General features: G+C 42.0%; 16 protein-coding genes, 1 tRNA gene, 1 other RNA gene and 1 other annotated feature. Of the genes, 14 read left to right on the top strand and 4 right to left on the bottom strand.

Annotated features, from left to right (window positions below):
• Positions 1-303 precede the first annotated feature (303 nt).
• Positions 304-1,767 (top strand): IMP dehydrogenase, encoded by a 1,464-nt coding sequence (gene guaB, locus BLL40_RS16535; protein WP_073712942.1) that lies wholly within the window; start codon positions 304-306, stop codon positions 1,765-1,767.
• A gap of 45 nt (positions 1,768-1,812) precedes the next feature.
• Here the strand turns inward: guaB and BLL40_RS16530 are convergent, their stop codons facing one another.
• Complete coding sequence (locus tag BLL40_RS16530; RefSeq protein WP_073712941.1) at positions 1,813-2,376, bottom strand: GNAT family N-acetyltransferase; 564 nt, start codon at positions 2,374-2,376, stop codon at positions 1,813-1,815.
• Positions 2,377-2,494: 118 nt separating this feature from the next.
• Here BLL40_RS16530 and BLL40_RS16525 point away from each other — a divergent pair, with 118 nt between their 5' ends.
• From BLL40_RS16525 to BLL40_RS16500, 6 genes are all read left to right on the top strand, one after another.
• Positions 2,495-3,835 (top strand): serine hydrolase, encoded by a 1,341-nt coding sequence (locus BLL40_RS16525; RefSeq protein WP_173799941.1) that lies wholly within the window; start codon positions 2,495-2,497, stop codon positions 3,833-3,835.
• A 107-nt stretch (positions 3,836-3,942) separates the two neighbouring features.
• Complete coding sequence (pdxS, locus tag BLL40_RS16520) at positions 3,943-4,824, top strand: pyridoxal 5'-phosphate synthase lyase subunit PdxS (RefSeq protein ID WP_073712939.1); 882 nt, start codon at positions 3,943-3,945, stop codon at positions 4,822-4,824.
• Positions 4,824-5,417: a pyridoxal 5'-phosphate synthase glutaminase subunit PdxT gene (pdxT, locus tag BLL40_RS16515; RefSeq protein ID WP_073712938.1), complete on the top strand. Its 594-nt coding sequence runs from the start codon at positions 4,824-4,826 to the stop codon at positions 5,415-5,417. Before pdxS ends, pdxT begins: the two co-directional genes overlap by 1 nt.
• Before the next feature lie 32 nt (positions 5,418-5,449).
• Positions 5,450-5,667: a binding site (T-box leader), on the top strand.
• A gap of 44 nt (positions 5,668-5,711) precedes the next feature.
• Positions 5,712-6,992, top strand: a complete 1,281-nt coding sequence (gene serS / locus BLL40_RS16510; RefSeq protein ID WP_073712937.1) for a serine--tRNA ligase — start codon at positions 5,712-5,714, stop codon at positions 6,990-6,992.
• Positions 6,993-7,224: 232 nt separating this feature from the next.
• Positions 7,225-7,761, top strand: coding sequence for an NADPH-dependent FMN reductase (gene ssuE, locus BLL40_RS16505; protein WP_073712936.1), 537 nt, complete (start codon positions 7,225-7,227; stop codon positions 7,759-7,761).
• 73 nt (positions 7,762-7,834) lie between these two features.
• Positions 7,835-7,927, top strand: a tRNA-Ser gene (locus BLL40_RS16500).
• Between the two features lie 69 nt (positions 7,928-7,996).
• Here BLL40_RS16500 and BLL40_RS16495 read toward each other — a convergent pair.
• The 3 genes from BLL40_RS16495 to BLL40_RS17940 form a co-directional block, all read right to left on the bottom strand.
• Complete coding sequence (locus BLL40_RS16495; protein ID WP_073712935.1) at positions 7,997-9,283, bottom strand: glycoside hydrolase family 18 protein; 1,287 nt, start codon at positions 9,281-9,283, stop codon at positions 7,997-7,999.
• Positions 9,284-9,356: 73 nt separating this feature from the next.
• Positions 9,357-9,494 carry a hypothetical protein gene (locus tag BLL40_RS17945; protein ID WP_245797989.1) on the bottom strand — a complete coding sequence of 46 codons (138 nt, stop codon included), beginning with the start codon at positions 9,492-9,494 and terminating at the stop codon, positions 9,357-9,359.
• Positions 9,446-9,724 (bottom strand): isochorismatase family protein, encoded by a 279-nt coding sequence (locus tag BLL40_RS17940; protein ID WP_245797990.1) that lies wholly within the window; start codon positions 9,722-9,724, stop codon positions 9,446-9,448. Before BLL40_RS17940 ends, BLL40_RS17945 begins: the two co-directional genes overlap by 49 nt.
• Before the next feature lie 174 nt (positions 9,725-9,898).
• On the opposite strand from BLL40_RS17940, the gene tadA reads away from it, so the two are divergent.
• The 7 genes from tadA (at position 9,899) to BLL40_RS16455 (ending at position 13,943) form a co-directional block, all read left to right on the top strand.
• Positions 9,899-10,378, top strand: coding sequence for a tRNA adenosine(34) deaminase TadA (gene tadA / locus BLL40_RS16485; protein ID WP_073712934.1), 480 nt, complete (start codon positions 9,899-9,901; stop codon positions 10,376-10,378).
• Between the two features lie 45 nt (positions 10,379-10,423).
• An RNA gene (gene ffs, locus BLL40_RS16480) (signal recognition particle sRNA large type) lies at positions 10,424-10,688 on the top strand.
• 118 nt (positions 10,689-10,806) lie between these two features.
• On the top strand, positions 10,807-12,525 hold the full coding sequence (dnaX, locus tag BLL40_RS16475; protein ID WP_073712933.1) for a DNA polymerase III subunit gamma/tau: 1,719 nt from the start codon (positions 10,807-10,809) through the stop codon (positions 12,523-12,525).
• A 24-nt stretch (positions 12,526-12,549) separates the two neighbouring features.
• Entirely contained in the window at positions 12,550-12,861 is a 312-nt protein-coding gene (locus BLL40_RS16470) for a YbaB/EbfC family nucleoid-associated protein (protein ID WP_073712943.1), read from the top strand.
• Positions 12,862-12,878: 17 nt separating this feature from the next.
• A complete protein-coding gene (gene recR / locus BLL40_RS16465; RefSeq protein WP_073712932.1) occupies positions 12,879-13,475 on the top strand; it encodes a recombination mediator RecR in 597 nt (198 codons plus the stop codon).
• Positions 13,476-13,486: 11 nt separating this feature from the next.
• A complete protein-coding gene (locus tag BLL40_RS16460; RefSeq protein ID WP_073712931.1) occupies positions 13,487-13,705 on the top strand; it encodes a YaaL family protein in 219 nt (72 codons plus the stop codon).
• A gap of 37 nt (positions 13,706-13,742) precedes the next feature.
• On the top strand, positions 13,743-13,943 hold the full coding sequence (locus BLL40_RS16455) for a pro-sigmaK processing inhibitor BofA family protein (RefSeq protein ID WP_073712930.1): 201 nt from the start codon (positions 13,743-13,745) through the stop codon (positions 13,941-13,943).
• Positions 13,944-14,146: the final 203 nt, after the last annotated feature.

Here is a 14,146-nt window from a genome sequence, read left to right as displayed (position 1 = left end):
CCCCTGTGAGAGCAGGACGCCGCCTGGCAAGTTAAGACAACTTAGATCATTAAGTTGTCTTTTTTGTTGGGATTTTTTCTTTGGGGCATTATAATGAGGACAGAAAATATTGTGGAAAGCTATTGTGGGATATTTGTTATAGAAGGGATTTGTTTCGTGAATACAGTGATAAAGCGTTTACTTTTAATGTTCGGATATAAGTTTGAACATTCCGAAAAATCTAACATATAACTTGAACCTTGACAGTATACCGCTTCAATTGATAACCTACTAATAATATTTTTCGGTCAGGGAGGCTTAAATATGTGGGAAGATAAGTTTAAAAAAGAAGGGTTAACGTTTGATGATGTATTGCTTGTGCCAGCTAAATCAGAGGTTCTTCCTAAAGATGTATCGCTGAAGGTAGAACTTACGCCAAGTTTGAAATTGAATATCCCGATGATTAGTGCTGGTATGGACACAGTAACAGAAGGAGATATGGCCATTTCAATGGCACGTCAAGGCGGTCTTGGAATTATTCACAAAAACATGAGCATTGAGCAGCAGGCAGAACAGGTAGATAAAGTAAAGCGTTCTGAAAGCGGCGTTATTAGTGATCCATTCTTTCTGACACCGGAACATCAAGTGTTTGACGCTGAACATTTAATGGGCAAATACCGTATTTCAGGAGTGCCAATTGTGAATAGTCAGGAAGAGCAAAAGCTTGTTGGTATTTTAACAAATCGTGACCTGCGTTTTATTCAAGATTATTCAATTTTGATTACAGATGTTATGACGAAAGAAAATCTTGTTACGGCTCCTGTCGGTACAACGCTTCAAGAAGCAGAACAAATTCTTCAAAAGTATAAAATTGAAAAGCTCCCACTAATTAATGACCAGGGCGTATTAAAAGGCCTGATTACGATTAAAGACATTGAAAAAGTTATCGAGTTCCCTAATTCAGCTAAAGACGCTCAAGGGCGCCTTCTTGTGGGTGCCGCTGTTGGTGTAACAGGCGATACGATGAAACGTGTTGAACAGCTTGTAAAGTCGCAGGTAGACGTTATTGTGGTGGATACAGCGCATGGTCACTCGGCAGGCGTCATTGAAACGGTAAAAGAAATTCGTTCGGCTTACCCAGAATTGAACATTATTGCTGGTAATGTAGCAACCGGGGAAGCAACGCGTGAACTGTTTGAAGCAGGCGTAGACGTTGTGAAAGTGGGAATTGGTCCTGGTTCTATTTGTACAACACGTGTTGTAGCAGGCGTGGGTGTACCGCAAATTACTGCGATATATGATTGTGCAACAGAAGCACGTAAATATGGAAAAGCAATCATTGCAGACGGAGGAATCAAGTATTCTGGTGACATCGTTAAAGCGATTGCTGCAGGTGGAACTGCCGTTATGCTTGGAAGTCTTCTTGCTGGTACCACGGAAAGCCCAGGTGCAACAGAAATCTTCCAGGGACGTCGTTTTAAAGTATACCGTGGTATGGGTTCTGTGAGCGCGATGGAAAAAGGCTCCAAAGATCGTTACTTTCAGGAAGATGCGAAAAAGTTCGTCCCAGAAGGTATTGAAGGCCGTATCCCTTACAAAGGTCCGCTTTCAGATACATTGTATCAATTAACAGGTGGACTTCGTTCAGGTATGGGTTACTGCGGAACGAAAGACATGAATGCACTTCGTGAGGACAGCCAGTTTATCCGCATGACAGGTGCTGGTCTTCGTGAAAGTCATCCGCATGACGTTCAAATTACGAAAGAAGCACCAAACTATTCCGTATAAGATAAGACGCCTGTCCACTTGGGACAGGCGTCTTTTTATTCATAGTCATAGGTGCTTTACCATGTGATGAAAAGAATCACCGATAATAGTCCATGGTTCTGTAATAGAGAAGCCAATCCGTTCATATAGGCGGATCGCGGCTTCCTTTTTTGTTTCGACATTCAGCGAAAGTTTGCTGTCTCCATGCTCTGCTGCTGTATGCTCTGCATATGTAAGAAGTGCAGTGCCAATGCCAGAACCTCGAAAATCAGGATGAACGCAGACGGTATCAATATACCATTCATCTAGATGAGCTTCCCTGTCCAGACTCACTCTGACTGCTTTCTTTTCATTCAGCCAGCTAGATAAGTTTAGATCTAACTCGACCGCTTCTGCTCCATAATATAGAACGAGAATGCCCGCTGGAGTTCCATTTTTTTCGGCAATGTATGTGTAACGGTATGAATGGCGGTTGTCACTACGTATAAATAGTTTCATTAACGCAGTCTCAACCGCCTGCTTATTTGTCTCTCCGGTCAGGCGATATGCAATGTCTCCGATTGCTTCTAAAATGAGCGGTACAGAGAAAGAAGCGTCTTCTGGTATAGCTTTTCTTACAAATGTTTTCATCCTGGACACCTCCACGTTTTATTATAAGACATTTAGGTCGTTTCGCGTCTGTTTTTCCATTGAAAATGTGTGGTACAATAACGAAAGTGTGACATAACAGATGGAGGGGTTTTTTAGTGTGAAAAAGAGAAATGGGTATCGGATTGGCGCTGCTTTTTTGAGCGTAATGTTATTAATTAGTTTGTTGACGCCAAGTGGAATGAAAGTAAATGCGGCTTTTGATGTGAACGCTTCAGCGGCCATTTTAATTGATGCGGACACCGGACAGATTTTATATGAAAAAAATGGAGAAAAACTCCTTGGTGTAGCAAGTATGTCGAAAATGATGACCGAATACTTGCTCCTTGAAGCAGTAAAAGAAGGGAAAATCAGCTTTGATGATACATATCAAGTATCTGATTATGTATATACTGTTTCGCAAGATCGCAGTCTTTCAAATGTGCCGCTGCGTGCAAATGAAACGTATAACATGCAAGAATTATATGAGGCAATGACGATTTACTCTGCGAATGCCGCAACAATTGCAATTGCTGAAAAAATTGCAGGATCCGAAGCAGAGTTTGTCAAAAAGATGAATGAAAAAGCGAAAGAACTTGGTTTAGAACAATATAAATTCGTGAATGCGACTGGCTTGAACAATAAAGATTTAAAAGGACATCATTCGAAGGGCGGCGAAACGGATGAGAATATGATGTCTGCACGTGATGTCGCAACGCTTGCCTATCGTTTAATGAAAGATTATCCGGAAGTGCTGGAAACAGCGGGCATACCAAAAAAGAAATTCCGTGAAGGCACAGAAGATGAGATTGCCATGGAAAACTGGAACTGGATGCTTCCATCACTTGTTTTTCAGTATGAAGGCATGACAGGTTTGAAAACAGGCACGACTGATTTTGCAGGCTACTGTTTTACAGGTACAGCGGAGCGAAATGGCCAGAAGCTGATCGCCGTGGTCATGGATGCGACGAATGCTAAGGGGGAAGGAACGTATAATGCCCGCTTTGTAGAAATGAAGAAATTACTTGATTATGGATTTGGTCAGTTTGAACGTCAAGAGATTGTGGCAGCTGGAAATCAAATAAAAGGTAATGAAACGTTGCCCATTCAAAAAGGAAAAGAGAAAGAAGTAAAGATCCAAACAAAGTCAGATATTACAATTTGGGTGCAGAAAGGTTCAAATACGAAATATAAAGCGAATTTAGTGTTTAATAGTTCGGATTTAGATGAAAAAGGAAAGCTGACAGCACCTGTTGAAAAGGGAAAAGTGGTTGGTTCTGTTATAGTGAAAGATGATCAAGGAACAGCAGTTTCATTTTTGAAATCAGCCGGTCAGACACAAGTAGAGACAGCTGAAAAAATAAAAAAGGCTAACTGGCTTACCCTTTCGATACGTGCGATTGGCGGCGGGATTGCCGGTGGATGGAACTGGACCGTTGATAAAGTAACTGGTTGGTTTTAATGAAAATCACCTTCTGCTATTGACAGAAGGTGATTTTTCGTGTTTAGTATGATTTATGAAATTTATAAAAAATCATACTTTGTCATTAAGACTAGGAGGAATCATCAATGAACATTGGAACAGATCGTGTTAAACGGGGAATGGCTGAAATGCAAAAAGGCGGCGTTATTATGGATGTTGTCAATGCGGAGCAGGCCAAAATTGCGGAAGAAGCAGGCGCGGTAGCCGTTATGGCGCTTGAGCGTGTACCTTCTGATATTCGTGCAGCAGGCGGCGTTGCCCGCATGGCAGATCCGCGCATTGTAGAAGAAGTGATGAACGCTGTGACTATTCCGGTTATGGCAAAAGCGCGTATCGGTCACATTGTCGAAGCGCGTGTACTTGAAGCGATGGGTGTTGATTACTTAGACGAAAGTGAAGTATTAACTCCAGCAGATGAAGAATATCATTTGTTAAAAAGTGAATACACAGTACCATTCGTCTGTGGGTGTCGTGATCTTGGTGAAGCAGCACGCCGCATTGGTGAAGGTGCTTCAATGCTTCGTACGAAGGGTGAGCCTGGTACAGGAAATATTGTTGAAGCAGTTCGTCATATGCGCAAAGTGAATGCGCAAGTACGCAAGCTTGTTCATATGAACGATGATGAAATTATGACAGAAGCGAAATTACTCGGTGCACCATTTGAAGTGCTTTTGCAAATTAAAAAAGAAGGCAAGCTTCCAGTCGTAAACTTCGCCGCAGGCGGAATTGCAACACCGGCTGATGCAGCATTGATGATGGAGCTTGGCGCAGACGGCGTATTTGTTGGCTCTGGTATTTTCAAATCAGACAACCCAGCAAAATTTGCGCGTGCAATTGTGGAAGCGACAACTCATTACCAGGATTACAAATTAATTGCGGAGCTATCGAAAGAACTTGGTGAGCCGATGAAAGGAATCGAAATATCTAAAATTGCACCAGAACAGCGCATGCAGGAGCGCGGCTGGTAATGGTTAAAATAGGTGTTTTGGGACTGCAGGGTGCTGTTCGTGAACACGTCCGTTCCATTGAAGAAAATGGAGCAGAAGCGGTTGTGGTTAAATGGCCGGAACAGCTTGATGAGCTGGATGGATTGATTTTACCAGGCGGTGAAAGCACGACGATGCGTCGCTTGATTGACCGGTACGGATTTATGGAGCCACTGCGTTCATTTGGAGAATCTGGCCGGCCGATGTTTGGTACATGTGCGGGACTTATTTTGCTTGCAAGTGACATTGTAGGCTACAATCAGCCGCATCTAGGATTAATGAATATTACGGTAGAGCGCAATTCATTCGGCCGTCAAAAAGAAAGCTTTGAAGCAGAGCTGTTCATTAAAGATATAGGGGATGATTACAATGCAGTTTTCATCCGTGCCCCTCATATCGTATCAGCAGGTGGTGGGACGGAAGTATTGGCGGAGTGCGATGGCCGTATTGTCGCAGCGCGCGATCGCCACTATCTTGGTTGTTCATTTCATCCTGAACTGACAAATGATCATCGGATTGCCGATTACTTTATTGGCATGGCAAAAGAGGCAAAAGCAGCACTTGCGATTTCGTGAAAAGTAGTGTAAATTAGACATGAATTGAATAGTGAAACGCGATGAAGGAAACGAGTAGCATGCTTTTTTTCTAAAAGAGAGCCGGTGGATGGTGCAAACTGGTGTAAAAAACGTGTGAATCCATTCTGGAGCGGAGTGCTGAACTTAAGAGTAAGCATTTTCCGGCGCAGGCCGTTAAAACGAAGTTAAGAGGAAAGCAGTGTGCTTTCAATCTGGGTGGTAACGCGGAATATAAACTTCCGTCCCTTTTATGAGGGGCGGGAGTTTTTTTATTTCTAAAAGGAGGAATTGTACATGCTGGATATGAAGTATTTGCGTTCAAATTTTGTTGAGGTGAAAGAACGATTAAAATTTAGAGGCGAAGATATGAGTGCGTTTGAAGACTTTGAAGCACTGGATCAAAGACGGCGAGATTTGCTTGGACAGACGGAAGAATTAAAAAGCAAGCGAAACAGTGTATCACAGGAAGTCGCCCGCTTAAAAAGAGAAAAACAGGATGCCGATTCATTGATCGTCGAAATGCGTGAAGTTGGTGAAAAAATTAAAACACTTGATATAGAGCTTCGTGAAACGGAAGAAAAGCTTGAAAGCCTTCTTCTCAACATGCCGAACATTCCGCATGAAAGCGTACCGGCTGGTGAATCAGAAGATGATAACGTCGAAGTGCGCCGACATGGAGATATCCGTGAATTTGATTTTGAAGCGAAACCGCACTGGGATGTCGCGACAGATCTTGATATTTTAGATTTTGAACGCGCGGGCAAAGTGACAGGAAGCCGTTTCACATTTTACAAAGGGGCAGGTTCAAAGCTTGAACGCGCATTGATTAGTTTTATGCTGGATTTGCATACGGAAGAGCATGGCTACACAGAGATGATGCCTCCCTACATGGTCAATCGGGCAAGCATGACAGGTACAGGACAGCTGCCAAAATTTGAAGAAGATGCGTTTCGAGTGGAAGCGGAAGATTATTTCTTAATTCCGACAGCAGAAGTGCCGGTGACGAACTATCATCGCGACGAAATTTTAAATGGAGACGATCTTCCAATTAGTTATGCGGCATATAGTGCAAATTTCCGCTCCGAAGCAGGATCTGCAGGACGGGACACACGCGGATTAATCCGCCAACATCAGTTTAATAAAGTTGAATTGGTGCGCTTTGTGAAACCAGAAGATTCTTATGCGGAGCTTGAAAAATTAACAGGTCATGCGGAAAAAGTACTTCAATTGCTTGGACTTCCATACCGTGTGTTAAATATGTGTTCAGCGGATCTCGGTTTTACTGCCGCAAAAAAATATGATATCGAAGTATGGCTTCCAAGCTACAATACGTACCGTGAAATTTCTTCTTGTTCAAATTTTGAAGGATTTCAAGCGCGTCGTGCGAATATTCGTTTCCGCCGCGAAAAAACAGGTAAACCTGAACAAGTGCATACGTTAAATGGCTCTGGTCTTGCGATTGGCCGTACGTTCGCGGCAATTATTGAAAATTATCAGCAGGAAGATGGTAGTGTCATCATTCCAGAAGTGCTTCGCCCATATATGGGTGGTAAAGAGCGCATTACAAAAAAATAAATATTCTTTAGAGAGACTGTTCTGCTTGTTTCATTTTTAGGAAAAGGTTGACGAAAGATGAAAGAGTATATATGATAATATTCATAGAGATAATCGGATATATAATATGCTGGTTACAATAAAAGTATATACTGTAGCATTATTGATCAGACAACTGAAAGTACACACTGTTTCTTTTAATGGTGTGTACTTTTTTTGATCAAATTTAATGGAGAAGAAAGGGTGGAAAATTATGACGAAAGCAGTCATTATTTATGGAGGAAACAGTAAAAAATCCAGATTAAAAGGAATTCTTGATAAAGTAGACCACTTTTTTCAAGAGGAAGGCCTTTTATCAGATACGATTTATGTGCATGATCTGCCTGCTGCTGATCTAATTCAAGCTAATTATCAAAGTGAAGCAATACTTGAAGCGAATGCAAAAGTAGAATCCGCACAAGTCGTTGTTGTACTGACACCTGTTTACAAAGCAGCTTACACAGGTATTTTAAAAACGTATCTCGATTTGCTTCCGCAAAAAGGGCTGGAAGGCAAAACGGTTTTGCCACTCGTTCTAGGCGGCTCATTTGGACACTTGCTTGTCATTGATTATGCATTGAAACCGGTGCTGTCAGCGCTTGGTGCGACGGATATATTAAGCGGCGCATATGTACTTGATACACAAATTGAGTATACAGAAAATAATCAATATTTAATCTCAGCAGAAGCAGATGAACGACTTGACCGTGTCCTAAACACGCTCAAAGAAAAGGCGAAACGAAATTTTTAACGATCTGTAAAAAAGATTTGAAAATGTATTGACGTATTTATTTATTTTATGATAAATTAAATCTTGTCGATACGGAGGGATACCCAAGTCTGGCTGAAGGGATCGGTCTTGAAAACCGACAGGGGAGTCAAATCCCGCAGGGGTTCGAATCCCCTTCCCTCCTCCATTATTAATATAATTAACTACATGTTAAAGATACGAATGTCCACCTGGATTAGTCCAGATGGACATTTTTTTATTTTTTGATAACAGTAAATCGATCAGATAACAGTAGCCAGTTTTGTGGAAAGGACAGACCAATTTTCCAATAGGCCATTCCTCGCAGTTTCAGTTCTTTTAATAATGAAAATTTTGCATCAATCGAACGGGCATCTTCAAACCATACTTTATGAAGACGTCCGTTTTCATCTGTATAGTCAATATAGGGTGCTTGAGCTACACGATCATAGCGAATGGATGCATTATATCGAACAGCGAGGCGAATCGCTTCCTGCGGGCTGATTGCTCGGGCAGGGGGATTGCCCGGCTTATATGGAAGAGTCCAGTCATAACCGTATAGATTTTGCCCCATCACAATTTTGGAAGCAGGCATTTCAGTTAAAGCGTATGTTAATACGTTTCGAACAGGACCGATTGGTGACACTGCCATTGGCGGCCCACCACTGTATCCCCATTCATATGTCATAATGATACTGAAGTCGACAATTTCCCCATGTGCTTTATAATCATGCCCCTCATACCATCTTCCAGGCTGGTTTGCACTCGTTTTCGGCGCCAGCGCTGTTGATACTGTTTTCCCTTCCCGGTGGAATCGCTCTGTTGCTCGCCGCAGGAAACGATTGTATGCTTCACGGTCCTCTGGGCGTAAGTATTCAAAGTCAAAATGAATGTCACTGAAGTTAGACTGGCGGGCGATACGGCTTATGTTGTCCAAAAGCGTTTGCTGTACTTTTTCATCATTTAACAAGATGCGGCCAAGCTCGTCGCTGAACTGATTGTTTTCTTGATTGGTGATGTCCATCATGAGGACAACACCATTCTGTTCGGCAACTGGCTGCAATGGCTGAATTGCGGGTTCTTCTAGTGTACCATCCCGTCTCGCGTTAAAGCTGACTGGCGCGAAATACGTTAAATGAGGAGCGGCTTCGCGAGCGCTGTTTAAAAGTGCTGCAGAATAACCGGAAGCAGAAGGTTGAATATAACCCGTGAACTCTGCCTGTGTTTTCGGTGCCCTTGGAATACGTAGCTCTCTTCCAATTTGCAGAGGGACAGATTGCGACAAACCATTTAATCGTGCTAATTCCTCTACCGTTACCCCGTATTTTTGAGAAATACTCCAAAGACTATCACCAGCAACAACGACATGGAACTTTCCGGACACTGGAATGACGAGAGCTTGACCGACAACAAGACGATCGGGGTTTGGCAATTGATTTGCCTGGCTGATCGTCTGTGAAGTCGTTCCATATCGTCTTGCGATTTGAAATAACGTATCGCCGCTTTTGACCACATAAATATGCAAAAACGTATCCCCCTCTCTGTACTATTTGTACAAAGAAAGTACGTTATTTATGACTGCTGTTTTATTACATTAATTAATTAAGGAACAGAGGAATATCTGCACTTAAAACGGTCTTCATCATTTCAAGTGCATATTCATTCAATACGGTACGCTCAGGTGCGATCACATCTTTCGGGGCATATATGCATCGTTCGCCATGAAAAGAACACATATATTTCCGCCCCCACTTTTGACAATGACCGCCTTTGTGTTGAATTCTTGAAGCAGTTTATTTAAATTATCCCCATAAAAAGTAGAATGTTTCGGCTTAATGAGGAAATAATCGCTACGATTCGGTTTCATTTGCTGTATAATAGGAGCGCTCAAGTCACTTTGAGTATGATCGATAATAAGACCTAGATCAGCTTTTCGCAACTGATCATTCACATAAACGAAGGGTATATCATTCGACTGACAGTACTTTTTTAGCGTTAAAATGGATGGGACGGTAGCCTGCCTTTTGGAAAATTAAAATCATTGATCATATCCACAATAATCAAGGCGAATTTATACTCCATCTTTAAATCTCCTTGTTCCAGAGTATTACCTGAATTTTGACAGAAAGGATCATGAAAAATGGATGAATTTTTTATGAAACTGGCAATAGAAGAAGCAAAGAAGGCAGAGCAACTTGGTGAAGTGCCGATCGGAGCGGTTATTGTAAAAAACAATGAAGTCATCGCGTCTGCCCATAATTTAAGGGAAACGACGAAAAATGCTGTTACTCATGCAGAACTTTTAGCCATTGAAAAAGCGTGTGAAGCCGTGGGATCATGGCGGCTGGAAGAGACGACACTTTACGCTACATTGGAGCCGTGCCCGATGTGCAGCGGAGCGATTTTATTATCGCGTATTGACCGAGTCGTGTACGGAGCTGTCGATCCGAAAGCGGGATGTGCGGGCACATTGATGAATTTACTCGATGACAGCCGGTTTAATCATCGTTGTGAGGTTGTATCTGGCGTATTGGCGGGAGAATGCGGGATGCTGCTGACAACTTTCTTCCGGGACTTGCGTCAAAAGAAAAAAGAACAGAAGCAAAAGATGAAAGAATAGTACAATCATTGCTTTTTGTCGCGCTTGGTAGTATAATTATCTTTGCCGTGCTAAGTGGGGAGGTAGCGGTGCCCTGTATCCGCAATCCGCTCTAGCGGAACTGAATTCCTTCTCGAGGCTGTTTAATTGTAGGGTCTGCCTTTTGTAAGTGGCGTTGACGCCCGGGTCCTGCGCAATGAGAACCCATGAACCATGTCAGGTCCGGAAGGAAGCAGCATTAAGTGGACTTTCTCATGTGCCGTGGGGGAGCCTGGGCTGAGCTAACTGCTTAAGTAACGCCTATGATTAGCAGTCGACAGAAGGTGCACGGTATACATAATGAAAAGAGATGTCCGGCTTGCCGGATGTCTTTTTTTGTTGCTTCTTTATAATAGTAAAGGTGTGTATGTTCGTTTATAATAGAACGAGGAATGTGAAGGAGGAAGACAATGAGTTATCAGGCATTATACCGTGTATGGCGGCCGCAAAACTTTGCAGATGTCGTTGGGCAGGAGCACATAACGAAAACGCTTCAAAATGCTCTCCTTCAAGATAAAATCTCACATGCTTACTTATTTTCTGGTCCACGTGGTACAGGAAAAACGAGTGCGGCTAAAATTTTGGCAAAAGCGGTCAACTGTGAAAATGGTCCGGCAGCTGAACCATGCAATGAATGTTCATCTTGCCGCGGTATTTCTGACGGATCAATTCAAGACGTAATTGAAATTGATGCGGCTTCAAACAATGGGGTCGATGAAATTCGTGATATTCGTGATAAAGTAAAATATGCTCCAGGTTCTGTCCGGTATAAAGTGTACATTATTGATGAAGTGCATATGCTTTCAACAGGTGCCTTTAATGCCCTTTTAAAAACTCTTGAAGAACCTCCAAGACATGTCATGTTTATTTTGGCGACAACGGAACCTCATAAAATTCCATTAACGATTATTTCTCGTTGTCAGCGGTTCGACTTTAAACGAATTACTGCACAGGCGATTACAGGACGGATGAAACTTATTTTAGATGAAACCGGTATAGCATTCGAGGAAGCAGCGCTGCCGATTATTTCCCGTGCAGCAGAAGGGGGAATGAGAGATGCGCTTAGTCTTCTAGATCAGGCGGTTTCTTATAGCCGTGACCAATTGAAGGAAGAAGACGCGCTCGTTGTAACCGGTACAGTTGGCCAAGGAAAGCTGAATACTATTGCCAAGTTCGTCCATGAACAGCAAGCGGCCGGAGTAGTGCAGACGCTTCATGGTCTCCTTATGGAAGGGAAAGATCCGATCCGCTTTATAGAAGATTTTATCTTGTATTTCCGTGATATGCTTCTATATAAAATGGCACCAGATCTTGAAGAGTCACTTGAACGGACGACGGCTGATGAAGAGTTTGTTGAAATGGCTAGTCAATTTTCTGAGCACGCAATCTATGATTATATTGCTGCATTAAATAAAACGCAGCAGGATATGAAATTTACAAATCATGCCCGTATCTACCTTGAAGTGGCACTTGTGAAGATGTGCAGAATGAATGTAAGGGACGAATCTGTAACGTCTGTACGGGAAATGGAAGGGTTGCTCGAAAAAGTAAACAGACTTGAGCGGGAAGTGCAAGAGTTGAAAAATCGACCAACAGTTACAATGGAGTCGGAGGCAGTGCGTCCAACTGTAAAAAAACCAGCTCGCTCGAGTGCTCAATTTAAAGTAGCTGTGCCGCAAGTTGAGAAAGTTTTGTCCGAGGCAACAAAGCAGGACATCCAAAATATTAAAAGCCGCTGGGGCAGTATGATTGGCTACTTAAATGAACGTCAAATGCGTTCGCAGGCGGCTCTTTTAAATGATGCAGAACCAGTCGCTGCTTCAAACGACTCATTTGTGTTAAAATTTAAATATGAAATCCATTGTCAAATGGCTTCAGATAATAAAGCGTTTATGGATTCCATTTCAACAATATTGAATGAGCTGACAGGCAAACCGTACCGTCCTCTTGTCGTACCAGAAGCGTCTTGGCTTGACATACGCCGTTCTTTTTTGAAAAAACAAAAAGAAGATGGTACGTATATACTGCCTTCCGAATCATCTAACAGTGATGTGCAGGAAGAAGAGGATCTGCTCGTTTCAGAAGCGTTGAAGCTTGTTGGTGAGAATTTTCTTGAAATTAAAGACTAAATTACATGGAGGATGATGAATATGATGCGTGGCGGGAATATGCAAAATATGATGAAACAAATGCAAAAAATGCAGAAGCAAATGCAGGAAGCACAGGAAGAACTGGCGGAACAAACATTCGAAGGATCGTCTGGTGGCGGAATGGTAAAAATTTTCATTTCAGGACAAAAACAAATTGTTGATGTACAAATCAAAGAAGAAGTGGTGGACCCAGAAGACATCGATATGTTACAAGATCTCGTTCTAGCGGCAGTCAATGATGCATTGAAAAAAGTTGAGGACGAAACAAACCAGAAGATGGGACAGTTTACGAAAGGGATGAACCTTCCTTTCTAAAAAGGAGGCATTAAGGGATGTACTATCCTGAACCAATTACAAAATTGATCGACAGCTTTATGAAACTGCCGGGCATTGGGCCGAAAACTGCGGCTCGCCTGGCTTTTTTTGTTTTAAATATGAAAGAAGAAGACGTGCTCGATTTTGCTAAAGCACTCGTTAATGCAAAACGAGATCTTGGTTATTGTTCTGTATGTGGCCATATTACCGATCAGGATCCGTGTGTAATTTGTAAGGATGAGCGGCGTGACCGGAGTATAATCTGTGTTGTACAAGATCCAAAAGACGTCATCGCAATGGAGAAAATGAAAGAATATAATGGTCTGTATCATGTGTTGAACGGTGTTATCTCTCCAATGGAAGGAATTGGACCAGAAGATATCAATGTACCTGATCTCTTGAAGCGTCTACAGGATGAGACGATCAAAGAAGTCATTCTGGCGACAAATCCAAATATCGAAGGAGAGGCGACTGCTATGTATATTTCTCGTCTCTTAAAACCATCTGGTATCCGTACAACCCGTATTGCCCATGGTCTGCCAGTTGGCGGCGATCTTGAGTATGCAGATGAAGTGACATTGTCTAAAGCGATCGAAGGCCGCCGCGAGCTATAGGAGGATTCACTATGTTTTTTCGAAAAAAACAAAAGATGAACGAAACATATGATGAGAAATTGATTGAATTGCTTAATCGGTCTCAAAAAGAATGGTTTCAACACCGGGAACTGCTCCGACTTAGTTTTGAACAAAATAATGAGCTAGAGGCACAGACAAAATCAGCACAGGCGAAATACTTTTTCCTTTTCAAAGAAGCAAAAAAACGTCATATACGCATAAAAGAATAAAGAGCTCCCATAAGATAATAAGGGAGTGTGATGATGAGTGAGACCGATACTATTGTTTACAGCACAAGTTTGTAAAAAAATAATTATAGGTGCCTTTTCTCTATATATAATAAATGTATTAGTTAACCATGCTGGTCTGCATATTCCAATGAACATTACGACAGCGTTGATAGCAGGTTTTCTTGGGCTGCCAGGCATTTGCATGCTGGCAGCTATTCAAATTTATATTTTCAAATAAAAAAGCAAAAAAGTATTGACGTGTTCATTGCAGAGTGTTATATTAGTAAACGTTGCCGCTGAAAAGCGAAAAACAATATCGAGAAAAGATATAATGGTTTATTGACATTTAAAATCAAGAGTAGTAAAATGGTTAATGTCTATTGAAGAGATTAAAGGTAGATTGAACATTGAAAACTGAACAAAATCAATAAAAACGTCAAC

The sequence above is a fragment of the Domibacillus mangrovi genome (assembly GCF_001906925.1).
In the GTDB taxonomy this organism is placed as follows: domain Bacteria; phylum Bacillota; class Bacilli; order Bacillales; family Domibacillaceae; genus Domibacillus; species Domibacillus mangrovi.
This window is presented reverse-complemented; position numbering and strand designations above follow the sequence as displayed.

Coding starts and splice junctions, on each gene's coding strand:
- guaB (WP_073712942.1), top strand. CDS start 304: ATGTGGGAAGATAAGTTTAAAAAAGAAGGGTTAACGTTTGATGATGTA.
- BLL40_RS16530 (WP_073712941.1), bottom strand. CDS start 2,376: ATGAAAACATTTGTAAGAAAAGCTATACCAGAAGACGCTTCTTTCTCT.
- pdxS (WP_073712939.1), top strand. CDS start 3,943: ATGAACATTGGAACAGATCGTGTTAAACGGGGAATGGCTGAAATGCAA.
- pdxT (WP_073712938.1), top strand. CDS start 4,824: ATGGTTAAAATAGGTGTTTTGGGACTGCAGGGTGCTGTTCGTGAACAC.
- serS (WP_073712937.1), top strand. CDS start 5,712: ATGCTGGATATGAAGTATTTGCGTTCAAATTTTGTTGAGGTGAAAGAA.
- ssuE (WP_073712936.1), top strand. CDS start 7,225: ATGACGAAAGCAGTCATTATTTATGGAGGAAACAGTAAAAAATCCAGA.
- BLL40_RS17945 (WP_245797989.1), bottom strand. CDS start 9,494: ATGTGTTCTTTTCATGGCGAACGATGCATATATGCCCCGAAAGATGTG.
- tadA (WP_073712934.1), top strand. CDS start 9,899: ATGGATGAATTTTTTATGAAACTGGCAATAGAAGAAGCAAAGAAGGCA.
- dnaX (WP_073712933.1), top strand. CDS start 10,807: ATGAGTTATCAGGCATTATACCGTGTATGGCGGCCGCAAAACTTTGCA.
- BLL40_RS16470 (WP_073712943.1), top strand. CDS start 12,550: ATGCGTGGCGGGAATATGCAAAATATGATGAAACAAATGCAAAAAATG.
- recR (WP_073712932.1), top strand. CDS start 12,879: ATGTACTATCCTGAACCAATTACAAAATTGATCGACAGCTTTATGAAA.
- BLL40_RS16460 (WP_073712931.1), top strand. CDS start 13,487: ATGTTTTTTCGAAAAAAACAAAAGATGAACGAAACATATGATGAGAAA.